The sequence below is a fragment of the Collinsella aerofaciens genome (assembly GCF_015560135.1).
Taxonomy (GTDB): domain Bacteria; phylum Actinomycetota; class Coriobacteriia; order Coriobacteriales; family Coriobacteriaceae; genus Collinsella; species Collinsella aerofaciens_AN.
This window is the reverse complement of record NZ_JADMRH010000012.1, coordinates 26050-47824: the sequence shown is the minus strand read 5'-3', so window position 1 is coordinate 47824 and position 21775 is coordinate 26050. Positions and strand designations below refer to the sequence as shown.

Genomic DNA, 21775 nt, shown 5'->3' with positions numbered 1-21775 from the left:
AGTTAAGCGATTCGACCAACAGAATTCTTCAGATTTGAGACAACTATTACTGATTATTTTGTCCCGTGAGCATGCCGTCGAGGGTGCGCCAGGCGAGCTCGGCGCATTTGACGCGGGCGGGCATGTGCGAGATGTCCTGGAGCTGGGCGGCTTCGTCCAGGTCTTCCAGGTCTTCCTCGGAGAGCTGCTCGCCGCGGATCATGGCGAGGAAGAGCCCCGCCAGGCGGCGCGCCTCCTCGACCGTCTCGCCGGTGATGAGGTCGGCCATGATGTCGGCGCTGGCCTGGCTGATGGCGCAGCCATGACCGGTAAAGGAGGCCTCCTCGATCACGCCGTTCTCGACGCGCAGCTGCAAGGTGAGTTCGTCACCGCAGCTGGGGTTGATGCCGTCGTGCTCGTGCGTGGGAGCGTCCATCTCGTACTTATAGTCGGGGTGCGAGTTGTGCTCCATAAATGTGGTGGAGGTGTACAGATTACCCATTGAACGTGCTCCAAACGTGATGCAGACCGGCGATGAACTTGTCAATGTCGGCCTTGTCGTTGTAGAAGGCCACGCTGGCGCGGCAGCAGGCAAGGTTCTCGACGCCCAGCCAGGTGAGCAGCGGCTGTGCGCAGTGGTGACCGGCGCGGATGCAGACGCCGTCCATGTCCATGATGCTCGCGACATCGTGCGGGTGGATACCCTTGACGTTAAAGCTCACGACGCCATGGTGATTGTCCCAATAGATGGAGCCGATAATCTGGACAAAGTCGAGCTGCATGAGTTCGCCCATCAGGTAGTGGACGAGTGCCTGCTCGCGTGCCTGGATGTTTTCGTAGCCCACGGTGTTAACCAGGTAGTCAAGCGCCGCGCCCGTGGCGAAGATGCCGGCGGCGTCCTGCGTGCCGGCCTCGAACTTCTCGGGGACGGGCGCCCAGACGGCGTCCTGCTCGGTGACCGAGTCGATCATCTCGCCGCCGGTAAGCATGGGCGGCATGGCGTTGAGCAGGTCCATCTTGCCCCACAGCACGCCGATGCCCATGGGGCCCATGGCCTTGTGCGCGCTAAAGGCAAAGAAATCGGCTCCAAGGTCGGCCACATTGACCGGCATGTGCGGCAGCGACTGCGCGCCGTCGACGACCAGATAGCCGCCGTACTTGTGCACGAGCTTGCCGAGGTTCTTGACCGGGTTCTCAACGCCCAGGACGTTAGAGACCTGACCCACGGCCAAGATCTTGGTCTTGGGGCCCACCTTGGCAAGAACTTCCTCGGTGGTGAGCTGGCCGGTCTTGGTGGGGTAGAGGTAGACGAGCTTGGCGCCGGTCTCACGGCAGACCTGCTGCCACGGAATCAGGTTGGAGTGGTGCTCCATGATGGTGATGACGACCTCGTCGCCCGGTTCGAGGACCGTGGGCGCAAAGCTCTTGGCGACCAGGTTGAGCGACTCGCTCGTGTTGCGGGTGAAGACGACCTCGTTGGCCTGGGGGGCGCCGATGACGTCGGCGATCTGCTGACGCACCTTTGCGATGGCCTCGGTGGCCTCGACGGACAGCGAGTACAGGCCGCGCAGGGGGTTGGCGTTCATGCGCTGGTAGAAGTCACGCTCGGCGTCGAGCACGCAGGCGGGGCGCTGCGCGGTGGCCGCGCTATCGAGGAAGGCGATCTCGGGGTGCTGCTGGAACAGCGGGAACTGCGCCTTGTAGGGATTGGTCTCGATGTCGACGGTAGGCCAGCCGCGCGAGGCCTCGTCGCTGGCGTCGAGTTCCATGGGCTCGGGGGCAGTACAGGTATCGCATTTAACGTGCTCGGTGTCGATCATGCGAGCTCCTCCTCAAAGTTATCGATCAAGTTGTTGCCCAGGCGGACGACGGCGGCGCGGGTGCGCTCATCGGTGGCGGAAAGCGCAGCGTCCTCCAGCTTGGCGCGGATGAACAGGTCCTCGGCGGCGTTTTGGTCAAGGCCGCGGCAGGCGAGGTAGAACAGCTGCTCGTCGCGGACGTGGCCGATGGTGGCGCCGTGGTTGCCAGCGACGTCGTCCTCGTCGCAGAGGATGACGGGGACGGTTTTGTTGTCGACGCCCTTGTTGGCGAGCAGCACGGTCTCGCGCTCGGTGCCGGTTGCGCCCTTGCAGCCGTGCACGAGGTCGATGGTGCCGCGGTAGACCTTCTTGGACGTGCCAGTCAGCACGCCGTTGGCGTCGATCTCGCACTCGGTCTTACGACCGCGGTGGCGCAGCTCGTAGTTAAAGTCGCGCACCTGTTCGCGGGCACCTAGGTAATCGGTATCGATGGTCACCTTGGCGGTGTCGCCCAGCAGATCGCCGGCGAGGCCGGTGGCGCTGGCACCGGCACCCAGGACGGTGTGCTGCACGTTGACGCGCGCGCCCTCGTCTAGGAATAGACCGGTGTCATCGAGTGCGATCCAGCTGTCATCGAGCGTCTGTGTGCAGGTCACGTTGACGGTGGCGTACTCGTGAGCGCACACGCGCAGCACGGAGCCCACGACGCCTTGGCCGCTGACGGGGGAGTCCAGGGCTAGAGCGAGGTCGAGCGTTGCCTGCGGACGGGCGACGACATCGATAGCGGCGATGGCCGCCGCCGCGTCGGCGCCACTCACGCGCACGGTAACCGTGGCGTGCTGGTATGCGGGCACATCGATGACGATGCACTTGGTGGCGTGGTCGATCAGATAGGTGCAGGCAGCCTCGCCCATGCCGGTCTCGAAGGCTTCGGCAGGGGAGAGCTCCTCCTCGAGCTTGATAGCGCCGGCCTGGTAGACGGAGGTGGCGGGCACGTCGAGCTCGGTCTCGGGCGTGATGCGGGCGCGGTCGGCGGCGTCGCCGGGGGCGGAGGCACGGCGCTCGTGGAAGCGCTCGGCCATGGCGTCCATGGCGGTATCGAAGGCGTCGGCCGTGCCAGCAAACTGCTCTTCCAAGCCCTCAACCTCAACGGCCTCGGCGGGAGCGGCGGAAAGCTCGTCCGAAAGCTCGAGCTTGGTCTGGTTCATTTTGAGCCAGCCCCAAGTTGCTGCCGGCATCGCATTAACCTGCTCGAGCGTGGTAGCAGCGGTGTTGGTTTCCTGTTTCATTATCCGATCGCTCCTTCCATCTCCAGCTTGATCAGGTTGTTCATCTCGACGGCGTACTCAAGCGGCAGCTCCTTGGAGACCGGGTTGGCAAAGCCGTTGACGATCATGGTGCGGGCCTCTTCCTCCGAGATGCCGCGGCTCATCAGGTAGAACACCTTGTCGTCGCCGATGCGGCCGATGGTGGCCTCGTGGCCGATGTCGACGTTCTTGGCGCGGATGTCCATGGCCGGAATAGTGTCGGAGCGGCTCTGGTCGTCGAGCATGAGCGACTGGCAGCTCACGGTTGCCTTGGAGCCCTCGGCCTTGGGCGTGGCCACGATAGAGCTACGGAAGGTCTGGATGCCGCCGCTCTTGGAGATGCCCTTGGTCTCGACGGTTGCCGAGGTCTCGGGCGCGTTGAGTACGACCTTACAGCCGGTATCGAGGTTCTGGCCGGCGCCGGCAAAGGTGATGCCGGTAAAGCTCGAGCGGGCGCCGCGGCCGTTGAGCACGCTCATGGGGTAGAGATAACCCACATGGCTGCCGAAGGAGCCGCTGATCCACTCGATGTTTCCGTCCTCGTCCACGCGCGCACGCTTGGTGTTGAGGTTGTACATGTTTTTGGACCAGTTCTCGATGGTCGAGTAGCGCAGGTGCGCGCGCTTGCCCACAAAGAGCTCCACAGCGCCGGCGTGGAGGTTGGCCACGTTGTACTTGGGCGCGGAGCAACCCTCGATAAAGTGCAGGTCGGCATCGTCCTCGACGATGATGAGCGTGTGCTCAAACTGGCCGGCGCCCTTGGCGTTGAGGCGGAAGTAGCTCTGCAGCGGAAAATCGAGCTTGGTGCCCTTGGGCACGTAGACAAACGAGCCGCCCGACCACACGGCACCGTGCAGGGCTGCAAACTTGTGGTCGGTGGGCGGGATGAGCGTCATAAACTTCTCGTGGATGAGCGGCTCCCACTGCGGATCGTGCAGGGCCTCCTCGATGCCGGAGTAGACGATGCCCATCTTGGACGCCGTGTCCTGCATATTGTGGTAGACGAGCTCGGAGTCGTACTGTGCGCCGACGCCCGCCAGGTAGCTGCGTTCGGCCTCGGGAATGCCCAAGCGCTCAAAGGTGTTCTTGATGTCGTCGGGCACCGACTCCCAGTCGTGCTTTTGGTCGGTGTTGGGCTTGACGTAGGTGACGATGTTGTCCATGTCCAGGCCCTCGATGGAGGGGCCCCACGTCGGGTCGGGGAAGCGGTTGAAGATCTCGAGGGACTTGAGGCGCAGGTCGAGCATCCACTGCGGCTCGTCCTTTTTGGCGCTGATCTCGCGCACGATGTCGGGCGTGATGCCGGCGTCGAGGCGCTCGAATCCCTCCTCGCCATAGGTGAAGTCGTAGAGGCTGCGGTCGATGTCCGCGACCTCGGTGCGGTTCTTGGTCATTGCGTCGCCCCTTTACGCCTGCTGCTCGGCAGCGGCGGCCTCGGCCTGGGCGCGCTGCTCGGCGGCCTCGCGCTCGAAGGTCTCAAAACCGTTCTTGTCGATCCAAGGGATCAGCGAGGCGTCGTCCTCGCGCACGATATGGCCCTTGACCATAACGTGGACGCGGTCGACATCCAGGTGCTCCAGGATGCGCGTGTTGTGCGTGATGATGAGCATGGAGCCGTCGCAGCTCTTGCGGTAGGCATCCATGCCATGGCTGACGGTGGACAGGGCGTCGACGTCCAGGCCGGAGTCAGTTTCGTCCAGGATGGCGAGCTTGGGCTGCAGCAGCAGAAGCTGGAGCATCTCGACCTTCTTTTTCTCGCCGCCCGAGAAGCCCACGCCCAGCTCGCGGTTGAGGTAGGCGGTATCCATGTTGAGCTCGGCCGCGAGCTCCTTGACGCGACGGCGGAACTCCTTGCCCTTCATCTCCAGGCCGGGGCGGCCGGCGATGCTGGCGCGCAAAAAGCTCGACAGCGGCACGCCCGGGATCTCGACCGGGGCCTGGAAGCTCAGGAACAGGCCGGCGCGCGAGCGTTTGTCGGTGGTGAGCTCGGTGATGTCCTGGCCGTCAAAGACGATGCGGCCGTCCTGCACGGTGTAGACGGGGTCGCCCATGACCAGGTGGCCGAGGGTGGACTTGCCGGCGCCGTTGGGTCCCATCAGCACATGGGTCTCGCCGGCGGCGACGTTGAGGTTGACGTTGTGGAGGATGGTCTTCTCGTCCACGGAGGCGGTCAGACCTTCGATGGAAAGCAGCGGATTCGCACTCATGCTGTCCCTCTCTGTATATGGTGTACTCATAGGTGTACTAAACCCTAGGAATCTTCTCGGAATAAAGTTACTATGGGTTCGGCGTTAGTCAAGGGAAAACCCGACTAATCCACTCGACTTTTTAGATATGTGGGACAAACAAACCTGGTCATGTTGTTCCAGATGCGATGGGAGGGTAGGTATGCTCATTTCTTCCAAGGGACGCTATGCCCTCCGACTGATGATCTATATCGCAGCACTTGGTGACGCCGAGGGCAAGATTGCCCTGCGCGAGGTCGCCGACCGCGAACATATCTCTCAAAAGTATTTGGAGCAGCTGGTTCGTCCGCTTATGAAGGCGGGCCTGCTTAAGAGCGTGCGCGGCAAGGGCGGCGGCTACATGATGGCCAAGGACCCGGCCGAGGTGCGTGCCGGCGACATCCTGCGCGCTGTCGAGGGCAGCACAGCGCCCGTGGCGTGCGACGGCATCGACAACAGCTGCGCCCGCAGCGATTTGTGCTCGACCGTCAAGTTCTGGCGCGGTCTGGACGACGTGATTGAAAAGTACGTCGACGGCGTGACGTTGGCCGACTTGGCCGCCGTCCCCGAAATCAACTTTGACATTAAGCTGTAGGGCTGCAAATGGCATCTCTCGACAAGGTGTACAAACAAATCGAAGTTTTTGCTCGGGAATGTGACGCCGAGAAGGTTGTGCTGTTTGGTTCTCGTGCTCGAGGCGACAACTTACCCAAGAGCGATATTGACATCGCCGTAGCAGGTTGTCGGGATTTCGGCCGTTTCTCATATTTGATCGAGGAGCGTCTTGATACTCTTTTAGATGTAGATGTCGTCAATCTCGACGAGTCCTTGTCGCAGCAATTGCTCGATGAAATTGCCAGGGATGGTGTGATTCTGTATGAAAAAATATGAGAACTTTGTCAGCGCCTTGGCGAATCTTGAGGATGCGCCCAATCAGGATCTCAACAATGATTTTGTTCAGAGTGGATTGATTAATAAGTTCAATCTTCAATTTGAACTGAGCTGGAAGCTCCTTAAGCGTCTGCTCGAGTATGAGGGTGCCACGCTTGCCGCGTCGGGGTCTCCTCGTGCCATCTTGAAGGAGTCGTACCGATTCTACGACTTTATTGATGAGGCGGCCTGGCTAGATATGCTCAGAGACCGCAATACGAACGTCCATATCTATGACAACAAGCTCGCTCAAGATTTGATTCAGCGCATCTTGAACGTCTATATTCCCGCTTTCTGTCAGTTGAGAGACGGGCTGACGAAACGTTACGGCGAGCTTCTGTTGGCGCCCGATGACCAGTTTGTCTAATTCCTTAAGATTTCGCGGAGGGTTGTTGCCGTTTACCGAGGGGTTGTTGTGCAACAACGGGCGAGCTGCAATACTTATTTTTATCTTTGCAAACTGAACTTTAACTACACCAATGCAGGGAGGATCTTATGCAGCCCAAGCATTCTGCTATTGTCGCGGGCCTGACGTTGGCGCTTTCGTTTGGCGCCGTTTCCGCACCGGCACCCGCCGCTGCCGAGGAGCCCACGCCGGGCGTTGCCTCGGATGCCACCGATATCGATAAGGGTCTCTACACCCAGCAGTCCTTCTCGGGCGTGCTGAGGTCGGTCCAGGGCGTTTCGTTTGTCAACGTGACTCCCGAGATGAAGTACTTTACCAAGTACGAGAGCCATGGTAACTACAACCAGGGATTTTCGTATGGTGACGGCTATAACGCACTGGGTTACTATCAGTTTGATCGCCGCTGGTCGCTCATTCCGTTTATGAAGCAGGTTTACAACTACGATTCTGCCAAGTACAGCATGCTCAAGGATGCGATTGATCGCGGCAGCGAGATTTCCAACACGAGCAATGCCATGTACGAGAACGGCCAGCTTACCGAGCTGGGCCGTATTGCACAGGAGGCCTTCCAGGGTGCTTATAACACCGATCCTGCTGAGTTTTCGGCTCTGCAGGATGCGTATGCGTACAACTCGTACTATGCGGTGACCGAGGCGTGGCTCAAGAGCGGCCTGGGTATTGATATTTCGGGCCGCGCCGATTGCGTCAAGGGCATGGTGTGGAGCATTACCAACATGTGCGGCACTGGTGGCTGCAGGGACTTTTTCCGCTGGGCGAATCTTTCCAACGATATGTCCGACCGCGAGTTTGTGACGGCGCTTTCCAACAGCGTGGTCAATAACGTGGCGACCAAGTATGCAAGCCAGCCCCAGTACCACGAGGGCTGGAAGAACCGCTACCGCAACGAGCTAAAGGACTGCTTGGCTTATATCGCCGAGGACGAGGCTGCCGCCGCGACGCCCGTGCAGCCCGAGCCCACACCGGCGCCCTCGCCGACACCTGATTCGAATGACGACTCGAGTGACGATGCTAACGATGACAGGATGGATGCGCCCTCGACCGATGCTGACGGTAATGGCTCTGCTGGTGGCACTACCAACGACGGCTCTACCTCGAACGTCTCCGATTCGAACGGCTCTGCTGCGGGCGATTCGCCTTCAAGCTCTGCCGGCAATACGGACAGCGACGCTTCTGGTTCGACCGGCGCTGACACCTCTAACTCATCTACCGGCTCGAGCGATTCGTCCGTTGACACCGGCTCTAACAACGGCTCCGGCTCTGACGCAACCCCTGATTCCGATGCTTCCAAGGACGACTCGAATAAGGCGCCGGACGCTCCCGTTGCTTCGCCGGACAAGAAGCCTTCTTTCTCCGAGCAGCTTGGTTCTACGCTGGGTTCTTCGCTGATGGCTGGCGTCAATAACGGCTCGGCCCAGAACAAGGACAACTCTGATCAGGTTTCCACGGAAAAGGCTGAGGCTGCAAAGGGCGACTCCAAGGACGAGGCATCCGAGAAGGTTGAATCCGATAAGGGTTCTAGCTCTGAGGAGAAGGACAAGGATAAGAAGTCTGAATCTGAGGAGAAGGACAAGAGCAAGACCGAGGGCGAAAAGCAGCGGGGCGAGGACGAAAAGAAACAGCCCGAAGACGACGACAAGAGCGGTGCTGACAACCAAGTCCAAGAGCAAAATGACTCCAAGACGGTGACCACTACAACCACGACGACTACAACGACCAAGTCATCTGGCGGTAACATGCCCAAGACGGGCGACCTTATCGTTATGGCGAGCCTTGCCAGTGCAAGCTTGGCCACGCTGGGTGCCACGTCTATTGTGAGTGGCAAGCATAAGCTCGATCAGCAAAAGAAGGCTGCTGGGCAGAACGACTCCGAGGAGTAGTCCCTTTCGGTTGCCCGACAACTAAAGATTCGCAATGGGGGCCGGTGCAGTTGCATCGGGCCCCATTTTGTTGCACAACGATTTGTTATGCCCCCTCAAGGCCTTTGTTCCTACCGTTGCCCGATGCCTTTGCACGGATCCAGCGTTGCACTTGAACTGCTCGCTACAATGGGCTTCGTGCTGCGTTTAGGGAGAAGTTACGGTGTCTGAACAGGAGTATTGCAACAGTGACGATACTTTTGGCGTACGGCTTGTCAACCATGTCGATGATGCGGTTTTGCCGGTCGGTGTGCATGATTTTGCCGATGCCATTGGTCGTTGCATGCTGGTTGACAAGACCATGTTTATTGCCGATGTGTTGGACTGCGACGCGTCCGTTGTGGTGTGCTGTCGACCCGAGGGTTTTGGCAAGAGCATGAACTTGTCGATGCTCAGGGCTTTTCTGGAGCGTCCGGCGGTCAGTCGCGCTGGTCAGCGTTTGTTTGCCGATGCTCAGATTTGGGATGCAGACGGCGGGCGCTATCGGGATGAGTACGCTTGCTATCCGGTGATATCGCTGGACTTTTCTGGCGCTGCGAGGCGTGGCGCCGCTATTGCCGACGTCGTGCGCGATGCTCTTTCGGGCGAGTGCGCTCGTCTGCTGGCGCTTTTGGAGGCTCCGGATTTAGCTCGAGACAAGGTGCGTCACATCGAACGCGTTGCGCGTGGCGCGGCGAGCGAGGATGAGGTCGCTTCGGTGCTTGGCGTGCTCATAGAGCTGCTGGAGATTGCCTGCGATGAGCAGGTTGTATTGCTCGTTGATGGGTACGATGCGGCGTGGTCTCGCCGTGCGAGCGCGAGGGACGCTTCCGACGCCGATCCGGCAGAACTACTTGACCGTGCGCTGTTTGACGCCATTGCCACTGCGCGCGATTCGTTGCGGCTGACGTGTCTGATGGGGGAGTGTTCCGGTCCCGCCGAAGCGGCGCTTTCTTCGCGCGGCTGCTCGTATTGTCTGACGACGCCGCTGTCGGCGTGGTGTGACCGTTGGTTCGGTTTTTCGGATGCCGAGGTCGAGGCTCTGTTGAATCATGCTGGGCGCGAGGAATACCTGGATGATGCGCGTGAATGGCTCGAGGGATATCGGTTTGGCAGGGCCTATTGCTCGAGTCCAGAGCGTGTGATCGGTTTTCTGGGCCGAGGCTGCACGGCGCCTGTGCGTGCCGATCTGTATGGATATGCCGATTGTCTGAGTAGGGTAGTTGCCGGGTGGAATCTCGACCGCCTTTCGGTCTTGTTTGATTTGCTCGAGGCCCATGGGTGCGCTGAGGTCCCGCTTTGTTTGGGCACTGCAGAGCCAGATGTCTCGCCTGACGATGGCATGTGGACAGCGCTGTATCTGTCCGGTTTTCTCACGACGGATATGACTGAGGAGCCGGAGCATGGCGATCGCCTCCGTGCTTTGCGATTGCCCAATAACGAGCTTCGCCAGACCTTGCGTCTAGTGATTATTGAGTGGTTTGAGTGCGCTGCAGAAGACATTCGAGACGTCGATGCGTTTCGCGACGGGCTGTGCCATGGGAACGAGGATACCGTGAGGCGGGCGCTAAGCCGCATCTTAGGAGATGCGGGAATCGGTGCGACCGACCCAGATGCGCCACTGCCATATCATCTGCTCTTGCAGGGGCTCTGCTTTGGCTTGCCGGGCTATGCCAATCCTGCCTCGAGGCGAAAGTGTGGCGCGGGTCGCTGCGACATCCAGGTTTTTCCTACGGGCGCCGTGTTCGACATAGCCGATACGATCGGTATGCTCGATGAACGTCCGCTGATAACGATCAACATGATGTATGACCCCGGTGTGGATGCGCTGGGCCTGGAATTGCTGGCCGTGCAGGCGCTGCTCGACATAGAGCGCGACGGCATCGACGAAATCCGTGTGCCGCGCCCCGGCGTGGGTCGCATGCGCTGGGGGTTCGGTTTTGATGGGCAGCATGTGGCTACGGTGTGCCAGCGGCTTTAAGCGCCGAGGTGTTTCCGGCTTCCGTTACTCGGTGTCCTTCATGGGCGGCATGGGCTTCCAGTTGGGATCCTTGACGATCTTGCGGGCGTCCTTCATGCCTCGGCGCAGCGCCGGAATACCGGTCTTAAAGCACTTGTCAACGGCAGCCAGGCGAATGAACTCCTTGCAGAAGGTCGCGACGTTGCCCAGACGGAACAGCGCGGGGTGATAGTCGCCGTAAATCTGCATGTAGCGGGCCAGATAACCGCGGTTGCGCATGATGTAGTAGCGGTTGGTGTCGCTCGTAGAGTTGAGCTGGCGCTTGCCGGCGATATCCCAGTTAGAGACAGCGCGGGCACGCTTGAGCACCACGTCGGCAACAACGGCGGCGGGGAAGTGCTGGCTGGCCACGTAGCCGTAGCAGGCATCGTCGCCGTAGATGAAGAATCGCGCATCCGGCAGGCCGATCTTGTCGACCACGCGGCGCGAGAACAGGCCGCCTTCAAAGCACAACTGGTTCATGGCGCGGTAGCCCTTGGGGCCCAGGTCCCACTTAGCGATGGGGTTGGGGATACCAAGCGAAAGGATGAGCTGGTACTGCCAAAAGAAGGCACCGCCGTCAAAGTCCAGGCGCGAACCCTGGATGACATCGTAGCGGTCGGTCCACTTGGCAAGACGCTCGATGCCTTCGGGGATGACGAGCACGTCGTCGTCCATCACCCAGAACCACTGGGCGCCCAGGTCGTAGGCGCATTTGGTGCCGGCGGAGAAGCCACCTGCACCGCCGCCGTTTTCGAGCTGTGGTGCGTAGATGACGCGGTCGGTGCCGCCCTTCGCGTCGGGCTGTTCGATGTCGGTGCCCCACAGGTTGGCCAGGCGCTCGTTGAATGCGGTGCACATGGCCTCGGTCTCACGCGAATTCTCGTTATCGACGATCACGATGCGCCAGGGCGCTGCCGTAAGCTCGGTCATGGAGTCGAACAAGTTGGCCAGGAGTTCCTGGCGCTTGTACGTAACGACGACAATGGCGAGCTTATCGATGGGAGCGGGAAGGGTTGAAGGCATGGGGCAATATATCCTTTCACGCGCGGCGGGTGAGTGCAGCGCGGAAGCTATCGAATACGTCCTTGGGACTGTCCTATTGTAAAGGCTCGGCGCACCTTGGCGGCAAGCTTTGAATAAAACGCAGGAACCTGCCATGGGCCCGCCGCATGACGTGGGGCCGCTTTGCCCGCAAGAGGCTCCATAGATTATATAAACGCCCGCTGGCGCGCTGACCCTTTGATACCATGAAACGACAGGTATTTCCTAAGGAGCACATTTGTCTACTAACGCCTCTGGCAGCCCTGTTCTGTCGCTGCTTATTCCCATTTACAATGTTCAGCGCTACCTGCGCGAGTGCCTCGATTCCGCCCTGGCGCAGACGCTCAAGGATATTGAGATCATCTGCATTAACGACGGGTCGACCGACAACTCGCCGGCGATAATCCGCGAGTATATGGAGCGCGATGGGCGCGTCAAGATGATCGACAAGGCCAACAGCGGCTACGGCGACTCGATGAACCACGGTCTGGAGATGGCGCGTGGCAAGTACGTTGGTATCTTGGAGTCCGATGACTTTATGGCGCCCGACGCACTCGAAAAGCTTGTCTCGGCCGCCGATAGCAATAATGCCGACTTTGCGAAGGCGAACTTTGATTTCTACTGGTCTAAGCCCGAGGAGCGCCGTTCGCTGCACGAGATGTTTAAAGCCAAGGACTGTGGCAAGCCAGTGCACCCGAGCGATACGACGCAGTTCTTTAAGCAAAAGCCGTCGATTTGGTCGGCCGTGTACCGTCGCGATTTTCTTGAGCGCAACGGCATTACGTTCCTGCCGACTCCGGGGGCATCCTTTCAGGACACGTCATTCGCCTTTAAGGTGATCGCGTGCGCCGATAAGGCTATTTACCTGCACGATGCCGTGTTGTCGTATCGCCAGGACAACGAGAATTCCTCGGTCAATTCTTCAGCTAAGGTCTTTTGCGTCAATACCGAGTATGCCGAGATTGAGCGTTGGATTCGAGAGGATTATGCCCGCGACCACGCAAGCGGCGATGTCGCGCGCATGCTCAAGTTCAACCAGCTCATTAAGTACGATTCATACATGTGGAACTACGTGCGCCTGGCGCCTAAGTTCTATAAGGAGTTCCTGGTTCAGATGGCTAAGGAATTTCAGGCGGCCTTGGACGCGGGGGAGTTTTTGCTTGACGACCTCAAACCGTGGAAGCGCGCAAATCTCGCTGCCATCCTCAAAGATCCTGAGGGCTGGGTTGACGAGCATCCGAGTTTCGCGACGGATGGTGCCTTGGGGCGTGCTAAGTATTACGCCTCGGTTGGAGGCCCAGGCGTGGTCGCTGCCTTCCTCATCGAATCGCTGAGGGGGTAGGTCGACATGGGAGAGGCCTCGTGTCCTAAAGCTACCATTGTCGTCCCCGTTTACAACTCTGCGCGCTCCATTCAGCGATGCCTCGATTCGCTGTTGGCCCAGTCCGAGCGCTCGATTCAGGTTGTCTGCGTCAACGACGGTTCGACTGATGATTCGTTGAACGTGTTGCGCCAGATCGCGCAGGCCGACGATCGCGTACTGGTGATTGACCAGGAAAACGCGGGCGTCTCGTGTGCTCGAAATGCCGGTATCGATGTCGCCGAGGGCGAGACCGTCTTTTTTGTGGACGCCGACGATTACATCGATGCCCGGACGGTCGAGCACGTGCTGCATTCCATGGAGTCTGCAGATGCCGAGGCCGCCGTTTTTGGCGGCGTCTGTGAACCTGCCGATGCTGCCCCCAAGCGCGTCCAGCAACTCATGAGCCCCAAAGCTGGTACCTTCGGCGCCCGTGATCCCCAACTGCTGTTCCATTCGAATGCGCAGCCCTATGCCTGCCGTGCGGCTTTTTCGCGCGAGCTGCTCAATCGCGAAGGCATTCGCTTCGCCCCCGGTTTGGCTTTGGGCGAGGACGTCGTCTTCCAATTTGCGGCTTATGCGCTTGCCCGCAGGACCGTCGTCATGCCTGACAAGTTCTACCACTACGTGATGGAGAGCGAATCGGCGACGCACGAGTTCAACAGTGCCGAGGCTCGTGCCAAAAAGCTTGACGCCCACATGAGGATGCTCGAGGAGGTCTTGGAGGGCTGGGCGGCCTACGGTCTTTTGGACCTGTGTCCCGGCGAGCTGATAACTTGGTTTTTGGACCTAATTGTGTTCGACCTGGCGCGCTTGGATGCCGATGACTTCCATCGCGTGGCGGCTCGCGTCAACATGGACCTCGCGACGTTTTTGGGAACGGACTGGGCAGATATGCCTGCCAAGGGCGCTGTTTGCCGTGTTGCCCACAAGTTCGTTGCGACGACCTCGGGCTTTTCGATGGCAGATGCCACGCTGTTCTATCTTTCGACTCGCGGTCTCAAAGCCTGCCTGGAGCGCTTTCTCTAATTCCAAGCGCTGCCGCCCGCCGCAACTCGGCTGCTAAAATAACCCTGTTACACGCTATTCAACAGGAGGTTCTCTTGCAGAACTCTGATACCCCTAAAGTTTCGCTGCTTGTTCCCATCTGCAATGTTGAGCGCTACCTGCGCGAGTGCCTCGATTCCGCCGTGGCGCAGACGCTCAAGGACATCGAGATCATCTGCATCAACGACGGTTCTACCGATAGTTCGCCAGATATCATCCGCGAGTACATGGAGCGCGACCCCCGTGTAAAGATGATCGACAAGGCCAACAGCGGCTACGGCGACTCGATGAACCGCGGCCTGGAGATGGCGCGCGGCGAGTACGTGGGCATCCTTGAGTCCGACGACTTTATGTTTGAGGATTCGCTCCAAAAGCTGGTCGCCAAGGCCGATGCTGAGCATGCCGATGTCGTTAAGGGCGACTTTTACCTGTATTGGTCCACGCCCAGCGAGCGCCGTGAGCTGTTTGGAATTATCGACGAGCATATGACGGGCGCCGCGTATCGCCCCGTCGATCGCCCGGGCATCTTCTACCGCAAACCTTCCATTTGGTCGGCTATCTATCGGCGCGAGTTCCTCAACGACAATCAGATTCGGTTCCTTCCCACGCCGGGTGCCTCGTATCAGGACGCAGGCTTTAACTTTAAGGTTTGGGCTTGCGCCGAGCGTGCCGCGTTTATTGCGGACCCCATTTTGTGCTATCGCCAGGATAACGAGAAGAGCTCCGTTAATTCGCCCAACAAGGTGTTTTGCGTGTGCGACGAGTATGTCGAGATGCAGCGCTTTTTGGACGAGCGTCCCGAGCTCAAGGCTCAGCTTCAGGGCATTTTAATGCGCATGAAGGTCGATACGTACCGTTGGAATGATGAGCGCTTGGTCGATGAACTGCGCGAGCAGTTTTGGAAGAAAGCCTCGTCCGAGCTCAAGGCCGATTGGGATGCCGGTCGCTTTGACCTGTCGCTGTTCGACCCGCGTGGCGAGACCGACTTGCGTCTGATGGTCAAGTCGCCCCGCGCCTATATCAATTCGCGCTTTGACTTTAAGAAGCCGGGCAAGCTCAATACGTTTAAGCATTACTTTAAGATTGGCGGCCTGTCGCTGGTCTGGCGCGTGCTGACGTATCAGCGCACCTACGGCGACAACCCGCACCCCGATGACGTTCCGGCCGCACAGTAGGAGCGAGTGACTATGGCTAACCCCAAGATTTCCGTTGTCGTTCCCATCTATAAAGTGGAGGAGTGCCTGGCCTGGTGCCTGGACTCCCTGCTTGCGCAGGACATGCCCGATTGGGAGGGCGTGCTGGTCAACGATGGCTCGCCGGATGGCTCGCGCGATATTGCGGCCGCCTATTGCGAAAAAGACGCGCGCTTCACGCTGGTCGATAAGCCCAATGGCGGCCTGTCGAGTGCGCGTAATGCAGGCATCGCTGCGTCCACGGCGCCTATCGTCGCGTTTTTGGATTCCGACGACCGCTTTACGCCCGATGCATGCCGCGTGATCGTCGATGCCTTTGAGCGCGAGCGCTGTGATATTTTGACCTTTGGTGCGAATCCGTATCCGCTGGAGGCGGGGTATCCGTGGCTTAACTATGTGCTGAGCCCGCGCGATGTGTCGTTTGAAGGCTATAGCTCCGACCTACTGTTTAAGGAAGCATCTCGCCCCTTTGCATGGCGCACCGCCTGCAAGCGTGAGTTTTTGCTGGGTAACGGGATCGTGTTCGACGAAACCGTTAAGTATGGCGAGGACCAGGTCTTCGATTTTGCCGTGTACGGTCGCTCGCGCAAGACCGCGCTTATTTCGAACAAGCTGTATGACTACCGCGTGGCGCGCAAGGGTTCGCTCATGGACACCATGCGCTACGACGACGAGACGCGCCTGCTGGAGCACGTGAAGATTTACTCCGCGGTGCTGGCTGACTGGCAGCGCGACGGTCTCGATGTCCAGCATGCCGAGGACCTGGCGTACTTCCTATGCGATCTGGTGCTGTACGATGCGCTCAGGTTGCTGGGTTCGGACTGCGGCAAGGTGTTTGCTGCCGTTGCCACAGCGCTTGCCGGTTCTGCTGTGGGTAGCGATGCTGCGCTTGCACAATGTGCCCCGTCTGTTGCCGCTATGGTGCGCGCGGCGCTTACCAGTAAGGCCCCCAATGCCCGTGCGTGCAAAAAGCTCATGTTCGATTACGACGTCTTGAGGTTTGGGCGTCTGGGTGCCTGCAAGCGCATGGCGGCGAACGCCCTGGGAAAGCGAGAAGTGTAGATGAGTATCAAGCGTTTGGCACTTTGCCGCAGTCAGGGCCGTCTGTTTGTGCTGCTTCGTTTTGCCGGTCAGGATGTCGCTGCGCTTATTGAGCAGGAGGGTTCTCAATCCTTTGCTCACGCGACGACCAATGACGCTTGCGTGCTGTCTTTGGCACTGTCGGTCGATCATGGCCGCGTGCTTGCGCATTGCCCCTCAGTTGCCGATTATGAGCGTGAGCTCGTCGTCTTGGTGCTTCCGTTTATGGACGGCTCTACAATTGACGTCTCATTTGCGTCCGGCGGCAAAGGGCTGGGCTCCATTCGCCTTGACAGTCGTATTGCCAAGCTGGAATCTAAGATTAACTACAAAGCAAAGCCTGCGCTGTGCGCGCTTGTTCGCGATACGCAGCGCGGCGAGTGCTGCGGTCGCTACGAGATTGATGCCGTTCGTTATTTACCGGCAGATGAGGGCGCCGTCTGGCGCTATGAAGTCAAGTGGGCTGGAGACCCCCAGTGCGCCCCTGAGCTCCAGATTTTCGATACGCGCATGAATGCGATTGATGCCACCGTGCATGTGTTTGAGTCGCAGGTCGATGTTCTCCAGCAAAACGGATGTCGTGTCAATAAAACGTATCTAAGCGTGGAGATGCCTCAGGATATACGCGATTTTGTCGCGATTGCGGCTGATCCCACGGGCCAAATCCAGAACGGATTTTGCGCCATGGATGGTCGTTTGTACAACGGCATGGTCGACGACAGCTGGAATCGCATGAAGGATGCACGCGCGGACGACGCCGCTTATCGACGTTGGTTTGAGCAGCATCGAGCAAAGCCGGGTGATTTGGCACGCCAGCGTGTCGCTTCGGCGGCATTTGCCTATAGGCCGCTCGTGAGCATTGTGGTGCCGTGCTATAAGACCGATCGGGTTTACCTTCGCGAGCTGCTGGACTCGGTTCTAGCCCAGAGCTATGACAACTGGGAACTGCTGCTTATGGACGCCTCGCCCGAATGGGACGCGGTGTCCAATCTTGCGGCCGACGCCAATGACGAGCGGATTCGTCGCATTGAGCTGCCCGGTAACGGCGGCATCGTGGTCAACACCAACGCGGGTATTGAGCAAGCGACGGGCGACTACATCGCATTTTTGGACCACGATGACATCTTGGAGCCGGATGCGTTATTCCACTATGTCGCCGCTTTGAACAATGCGGCAGAGGGGGAGCGTCCGCAGGTCCTGTCCTGTGACGAGGACATGTTCCAGAAAACGGGGGAGTGGGGTCAGCCGGTCTTTAAGACGCGGCTCAACGTTGACCTGCTCTATAGCCATAACTGCGTGACGCATTTTCTGATGGTGGAGAAGGCACTTATCGATCGCATTGGCATGTCGCCGGAAGACGTCGCTGGCGCCCAGGATTATGATCTGACGCTTCGCTGCCTTGCATCGGGCGCACGCTTTGAGCATATTGCCCACGTGTTGTATCACTGGCGTGTGCACCCCGGTTCCACCGCTGACGGTTCTGCCGATAGCAAGCCGTATGCTATTGAAGCCGGTCGTTTGGCGTTGCAACGCCATTTTGACGCGCTGGGCGTTCGCGGAACGGTCGAGGAGACCGAGACGCCGTTTGTCTACCGCATGCGCTATGCGCTGCCGGAGCCTGCGCCGCTGGTGAGTATTGTGATTCCCACCAAGGACCACGTCGAGACGCTCGACGCCTGTGTGATGTCGATCGCCCAGAAGGCCACGTATGCTAACTACGAGATCGTCTTGGTGGAGAACAACAGCGAAGATCCGGAGACGTTTGCGTATTACGAAACCCTGCCGGAACGCGTGGCCGCGGTATCTGAAGGCAAAGGTAACGCACGCGTTGTGTACTGGCCGGGCGAGTTCAATTACCCCCAGATCATCAACTTTGGCGTAGAGCACGCCAAGGGCGATTACCTGATGCTGCTCAACAACGACACCGAGGTCATAAGCGCCGACTTTATCGAAGAGATGATGGGCTATCTGCAGCGTTCCGATGCGGGTGTGGTGGGCGCCAAACTCTATTTTGCCGATCATCTGGTGCAACATGCTGGCATTTTGGTTGGCGTGCGTGGCGCACTTGCCCATGCCAACCAGGATTTCTCGGCAAAGCGCGAGGGCTATCTTGCCCGTGCCGTGCGCCCGGGCAACTTTAGCGCCGTAACGGGCGCCTGCCAGATGGTCCGACGCGGCGTATTTGAGCAGGTCGGAGGCTACAACGAGGAATTCGCCGTCGGCTTTAACGACGCGGACTTTTGCCTGCGCGTATGGGAGGCGGGCTACCGTACCATCTTTACGCCCTATGCCGAGCTATACCACTACGAGTTCACCTCGCGTGGCAGGGAAGAGGCCAACGAGGAAAAGCTGCGCAGATGGAAACGCGAACAGGCGCTGTTCGTGCAGCGCTGGCCGGAGTTATTCTTGACGGGCGATCCGTGGCTGGGGCCGAACTTATCCGCTGAGAGCGAGTATTTCTCTGTCTAAGGCAATGGTTTTTAGGAAGTCCTTAACTTTCTTTCGCTATGAGCTTGGAAGAAAACAGCGTTGGACTATTTGCTAAGATAAATTACGAAAGCTCGATACTTTCGCGATAAGTTTATACAAGCTTATATAACTCGATATTATCCGATATAGTCTACGATAGAAATATAAGCAATGATTGACTGTTAATCGATTCCCTAGGAAGGCAAATAAGTGAGCGTCACAGCATTCCATAACCCGTTTCGTCCCACTGCCGGCGCTGAGCCTCCGCGCATAATTGGTCGCGATGATATCGCCCTTGAGTTTACCGAGAGTTTGAATGCGGGAATTGGTGCACCTGCGAGGCTCATGCGCATTGCTGGACCGAGGGGCTCCGGAAAAACTGTTTTGCTCTGCGACCTTAGGGATCGTGCGCGAGAGCTTGGATGGAAGACCGCTATTGTTTCTGCTGGCCCTAACCTATTGCTGGACTTGAGGGATCAGGTTGCTGATTCTTCCCTTGCGGCCAATGCTTCGGTCGGCGTAAACGCCGGCTTTGTTTCCGCGAAAGTCGATGTTGCGCCCAAAGAACCGAGCCTTAGAAAGTTGCTGAGTTCGGCAGCGAAGTCATCCAAGGGTCTTTTTATTGCCATCGATGAAGTTCAGGACGCCCCGATTGACGATATGCGCGACATTGCGTCTACGGTTCAGCTTTTGACAGGGGAAAAAGTAGATATCGCACTTGCCTTTGCCGGTTTACCCGCTGGTGTTATGGATCTTATTAACGGCAAGGCGCTTACGTTCTTGCGTCGTGCCCTCCCCGAAGACCTGGCGCCTATCAACCAGGTGGAGGTGGCGCTCTCTATGGGCGACAGCTTTGTCGCGACTGGCTTGACCATAGAGGACGATCTTCTGTCGAGAGCCGCTAAGGCCACTAAGGGCTATGCCTATCTGGTGCAACTGGTCGGTTACTCCATTTGGCAGCGCGCCAACTTGCATCGTGCCAAAAGTGCCATCGTGAGCGAGCGCGACGTTACCGAAGGCATTGCGCTGGCAGAAGCTCGTTTTCACGATGTTGTTCACGAGCCCGCGATTTCTGGACTGGGGCTCAACGATATCAAATACCTTTTGGCCATGTGCGAGGATAAACAACAGTCTAAATCAGCCGAGATTGCTAAGCGCATGGGCAAAAAGACCAATGAGATCAGCTCTATTAGGGCCAAATTGCTACAAAGAGAGGTTATTCAGGCACCACAGAGGGGCTATGTGCAGTTTGCCGTGCCGGACCTAGATATCTATCTGCGAGAGAATGCCGAGGAGATTCTCGAACGGTTCTAAATCGAGAGAGGCGACGTCACCATCTTTAAGACTGCCGCCAGCGTCGATTGCCACATCGGGTTTTTTCTGGGGCGATAATCCCCGTGATAATAAGATGTGGCGCTCCTTATCGCCTGCCAATCAGATTTCGTCTATCTATAGCATTGCGTGTTTTAATTTGCCACAGCAAAGATACCATTCACGGAGAGTGAGGGCTTTCTTGCCCGCGCTGTGCGCCCCGGTAACTTCAGTGCCGTAACGGGCGCCTGCCAGATGGTGCGACGCGATGTATTTGAGCAGGTCGGCGGCTACAACGAGGAATTCGCCGTCGGCTTTAACGATGCGGATTTTTGCCTGCGCGTGTGGGAGGCGGGCTACCGTACCATCTTCACGCCCTATGCCGAGCTGTACCACTACGAGTTCACCTCGCGCGGCAGGGAAGAGGCCAACGAGGAAAAACTGCGCCGCTGGAAGCGCGAGCAGGCGCTGTTCATGCAGCGCTGGCCGGAGTTCTTCCTTGACGGGCGATCCGTGAAGGGATGCCAATCTTAGCAGCGAGAGTGAGTTTGATGATTTGTGATTCTGGGAATGGCATCGCTATTGAATTAGCTTTGCACGAACGCCGTCTGGCGTAAATATCGTCCATTGGCCCGAGCGAGCACTGATTAAATGCCGGCTTCCGATAACATAAAGACAGTTATTAATTGTGGAGGATTGTATGAAGCGTCTTTCAATTACTTTATCTCTTGCGGTCGCGCTGTCTCTGTGTGTATGCTCCACGGCTATTGCTGCTAGCCCAGCAGATGCCGCGCTGTCGCAGGCTGAATCAATTTCATGCACCGTCTCTGCTGGCCTGTCGGCGCCCGCCCCCAGGGCGGAGGCGACCGGCGACGGCGAGGTCACCCTGACCTGGGAGCCCGTCGAGGGCGCCGAGCGCTACGCCGTTGCGGAGGCCTTCTCCAACGGCACCTACGCCACCTTCACCAAGTCCCTCACCGGGACGTCCTACACCGCCACCGACCTGCCCAACGGCTACGACCACGACTTCCTCGTCCAGGCCTACGTGAACGGCCGCTGGTCCTCCTTCGGCCCCGCCAGCCTCGTGCGCTGCAGGCCTGAGGGGACCGTCAAGCCCGCGCCCGCGGCGACCGCCGGCGACGGCAGCGTCGAGCTGTCGTGGGGCCGCGTGCCCGGCGCCACCAAGTACGCCGTGGCCTACCGGAACGGGTCCGGCTACCGCACGCTGACGACCTCCTGCTCCGGTGAGTCCTTCAAGGCCTCCGGGCTGTCCAACGGGACGAGCTACCGATTCCTGGTGCAGGCCTGCGTCTACGGCAGGTGGACCTCCTTCTCCGACTCCGATCTGGTCTCCGCGACGCCCTTCGACCCGTCGGCGCCCGCCCCCAGGGCGGAGGCGACCGGCGACGGCGAGGTCACCCTGACCTGGGAGCCCGTCGAGGGCGCCGAGCGCTACGCCGTTGCGGAGGCCTTCTCCAACGGCACCTACGCCACCTTCACCAAGTCCCTCACCGGGACGTCCTACACCGCCACCGACCTGCCCAACGGCTACGACCACGACTTCCTCGTCCAGGCCTACGTGAACGGCCGCTGGTCCTCCTTCGGCCCCGCCAGCCTCGTGCGCTGCAGGCCTGAGGGGACCGTCAAGCCCGCGCCCGCGGCGACCGCCGGCGACGGCAGCGTCGAGCTGTCGTGGGGCCGCGTGCCCGG

At 59.0% G+C, this 21775-nt stretch carries 19 protein-coding genes; 13 read left to right on the top strand and 6 right to left on the bottom strand.

The features are described 5' to 3' along the window. Positions 1–46: 46 nt before the first annotated feature. Genes sufU through sufC form a run of 5 tightly spaced genes read right to left on the bottom strand, consistent with a single transcriptional unit; the run spans position 47 to position 5292 of the window. Positions 47–481, bottom strand: a complete 435-nt coding sequence (sufU, locus tag I2H19_RS06445) for a Fe-S cluster assembly sulfur transfer protein SufU (protein WP_117821356.1) — start codon at positions 479–481, stop codon at positions 47–49. Then, complete coding sequence (locus tag I2H19_RS06440) at positions 474–1799, bottom strand: aminotransferase class V-fold PLP-dependent enzyme (protein WP_229089814.1); 1326 nt, start codon at positions 1797–1799, stop codon at positions 474–476. Before I2H19_RS06440 ends, sufU begins: the two co-directional genes overlap by 8 nt. Continuing rightward, the gene (locus I2H19_RS06435) at positions 1796–3067 is read right to left on the bottom strand and encodes a SufB/SufD family protein (protein WP_195622053.1); all 1272 of its coding nucleotides are present in this window, start codon (positions 3065–3067) and stop codon (positions 1796–1798) included. The genes I2H19_RS06440 and I2H19_RS06435 overlap by 4 nt, the downstream gene beginning before the upstream one ends. Then, on the bottom strand, positions 3067–4479 hold the full coding sequence (gene sufB / locus I2H19_RS06430) for a Fe-S cluster assembly protein SufB (protein WP_195622052.1): 1413 nt from the start codon (positions 4477–4479) through the stop codon (positions 3067–3069). Before sufB ends, I2H19_RS06435 begins: the two co-directional genes overlap by 1 nt. A 12-nt stretch (positions 4480–4491) precedes the next feature. Continuing rightward, entirely contained in the window at positions 4492–5292 is an 801-nt protein-coding gene (sufC, locus tag I2H19_RS06425; protein ID WP_118346006.1) for a Fe-S cluster assembly ATPase SufC, read from the bottom strand. A 181-nt stretch (positions 5293–5473) separates the two neighbouring features. On the opposite strand from sufC, the gene I2H19_RS06420 reads away from it, so the two are divergent. From I2H19_RS06420 to I2H19_RS06400, 5 genes are all read left to right on the top strand, one after another. Further along, on the top strand, positions 5474–5905 hold the full coding sequence (locus I2H19_RS06420) for an RrF2 family transcriptional regulator (RefSeq protein WP_117770222.1): 432 nt from the start codon (positions 5474–5476) through the stop codon (positions 5903–5905). A gap of 8 nt (positions 5906–5913) precedes the next feature. After that, positions 5914–6201, top strand: a complete 288-nt coding sequence (locus I2H19_RS06415) for a nucleotidyltransferase family protein (RefSeq protein WP_022094823.1) — start codon at positions 5914–5916, stop codon at positions 6199–6201. Beyond that, entirely contained in the window at positions 6188–6607 is a 420-nt protein-coding gene (locus I2H19_RS06410; RefSeq protein ID WP_117746665.1) for an HI0074 family nucleotidyltransferase substrate-binding subunit, read from the top strand. Before I2H19_RS06415 ends, I2H19_RS06410 begins: the two co-directional genes overlap by 14 nt. Positions 6608–6735: 128 nt before the next feature. Beyond that, positions 6736–8544: a VgrG-related protein gene (locus I2H19_RS06405; protein WP_195622051.1), complete on the top strand. Its 1809-nt coding sequence runs from the start codon at positions 6736–6738 to the stop codon at positions 8542–8544. Between the two features lie 202 nt (positions 8545–8746). Continuing rightward, positions 8747–10543 (top strand): AAA family ATPase, encoded by a 1797-nt coding sequence (locus tag I2H19_RS06400; protein WP_195544758.1) that lies wholly within the window; start codon positions 8747–8749, stop codon positions 10541–10543. Between the two features lie 24 nt (positions 10544–10567). Here the strand turns inward: I2H19_RS06400 and I2H19_RS06395 are convergent, their stop codons facing one another. After that, positions 10568–11587: a glycosyltransferase gene (locus I2H19_RS06395; protein WP_161145066.1), complete on the bottom strand. Its 1020-nt coding sequence runs from the start codon at positions 11585–11587 to the stop codon at positions 10568–10570. A 256-nt stretch (positions 11588–11843) separates the two neighbouring features. Here I2H19_RS06395 and I2H19_RS06390 point away from each other — a divergent pair, with 256 nt between their 5' ends. From I2H19_RS06390 to I2H19_RS06355, 8 genes are all read left to right on the top strand, one after another. Continuing rightward, a complete protein-coding gene (locus I2H19_RS06390; RefSeq protein ID WP_195544759.1) occupies positions 11844–12947 on the top strand; it encodes a glycosyltransferase family 2 protein in 1104 nt (367 codons plus the stop codon). Positions 12948–12953: 6 nt separating this feature from the next. Further along, complete coding sequence (locus tag I2H19_RS06385; protein ID WP_195622050.1) at positions 12954–13994, top strand: glycosyltransferase family 2 protein; 1041 nt, start codon at positions 12954–12956, stop codon at positions 13992–13994. A gap of 74 nt (positions 13995–14068) precedes the next feature. After that, the gene (locus I2H19_RS06380; RefSeq protein ID WP_195622049.1) at positions 14069–15187 is read left to right on the top strand and encodes a glycosyltransferase family 2 protein; all 1119 of its coding nucleotides are present in this window, start codon (positions 14069–14071) and stop codon (positions 15185–15187) included. Between the two features lie 12 nt (positions 15188–15199). Then, positions 15200–16267, top strand: coding sequence for a glycosyltransferase family 2 protein (locus I2H19_RS06375; RefSeq protein ID WP_195622048.1), 1068 nt, complete (start codon positions 15200–15202; stop codon positions 16265–16267). Continuing rightward, positions 16268–18754: a glycosyltransferase family 2 protein gene (locus I2H19_RS06370; protein ID WP_195622047.1), complete on the top strand. Its 2487-nt coding sequence runs from the start codon at positions 16268–16270 to the stop codon at positions 18752–18754. A gap of 210 nt (positions 18755–18964) precedes the next feature. Beyond that, complete coding sequence (locus tag I2H19_RS06365) at positions 18965–20068, top strand: ATP-binding protein (protein ID WP_271740432.1); 1104 nt, start codon at positions 18965–18967, stop codon at positions 20066–20068. A gap of 210 nt (positions 20069–20278) precedes the next feature. Continuing rightward, positions 20279–20599 (top strand): glycosyltransferase family 2 protein, encoded by a 321-nt coding sequence (locus I2H19_RS06360; RefSeq protein ID WP_271740431.1) that lies wholly within the window; start codon positions 20279–20281, stop codon positions 20597–20599. A gap of 166 nt (positions 20600–20765) precedes the next feature. Beyond that, on the top strand, positions 20766–21775 hold a 1010-nt coding region (locus I2H19_RS06355; RefSeq protein WP_195622045.1), incomplete at its 3' end, for a fibronectin type III domain-containing protein.

What these genes read in the sequence shown, in the direction of transcription:
- sufU (WP_117821356.1), bottom strand. Translation starts at nt 481, where the DNA reads ATGGGTAATCTGTACACCTCCACCACATTTATGGAGCACAACTCGCAC.
- I2H19_RS06440 (WP_229089814.1), bottom strand. Translation starts at nt 1,799, where the DNA reads ATGATCGACACCGAGCACGTTAAATGCGATACCTGTACTGCCCCCGAG.
- I2H19_RS06435 (WP_195622053.1), bottom strand. Translation starts at nt 3,067, where the DNA reads ATGAAACAGGAAACCAACACCGCTGCTACCACGCTCGAGCAGGTTAAT.
- sufB (WP_195622052.1), bottom strand. Translation starts at nt 4,479, where the DNA reads ATGACCAAGAACCGCACCGAGGTCGCGGACATCGACCGCAGCCTCTAC.
- sufC (WP_118346006.1), bottom strand. Translation starts at nt 5,292, where the DNA reads ATGAGTGCGAATCCGCTGCTTTCCATCGAAGGTCTGACCGCCTCCGTG.
- I2H19_RS06420 (WP_117770222.1), top strand. Translation starts at nt 5,474, where the DNA reads ATGCTCATTTCTTCCAAGGGACGCTATGCCCTCCGACTGATGATCTAT.
- I2H19_RS06415 (WP_022094823.1), top strand. Translation starts at nt 5,914, where the DNA reads ATGGCATCTCTCGACAAGGTGTACAAACAAATCGAAGTTTTTGCTCGG.
- I2H19_RS06410 (WP_117746665.1), top strand. Translation starts at nt 6,188, where the DNA reads ATGAAAAAATATGAGAACTTTGTCAGCGCCTTGGCGAATCTTGAGGAT.
- I2H19_RS06405 (WP_195622051.1), top strand. Translation starts at nt 6,736, where the DNA reads ATGCAGCCCAAGCATTCTGCTATTGTCGCGGGCCTGACGTTGGCGCTT.
- I2H19_RS06395 (WP_161145066.1), bottom strand. Translation starts at nt 11,587, where the DNA reads ATGCCTTCAACCCTTCCCGCTCCCATCGATAAGCTCGCCATTGTCGTC.
- I2H19_RS06385 (WP_195622050.1), top strand. Translation starts at nt 12,954, where the DNA reads ATGGGAGAGGCCTCGTGTCCTAAAGCTACCATTGTCGTCCCCGTTTAC.
- I2H19_RS06375 (WP_195622048.1), top strand. Translation starts at nt 15,200, where the DNA reads ATGGCTAACCCCAAGATTTCCGTTGTCGTTCCCATCTATAAAGTGGAG.
- I2H19_RS06370 (WP_195622047.1), top strand. Translation starts at nt 16,268, where the DNA reads ATGAGTATCAAGCGTTTGGCACTTTGCCGCAGTCAGGGCCGTCTGTTT.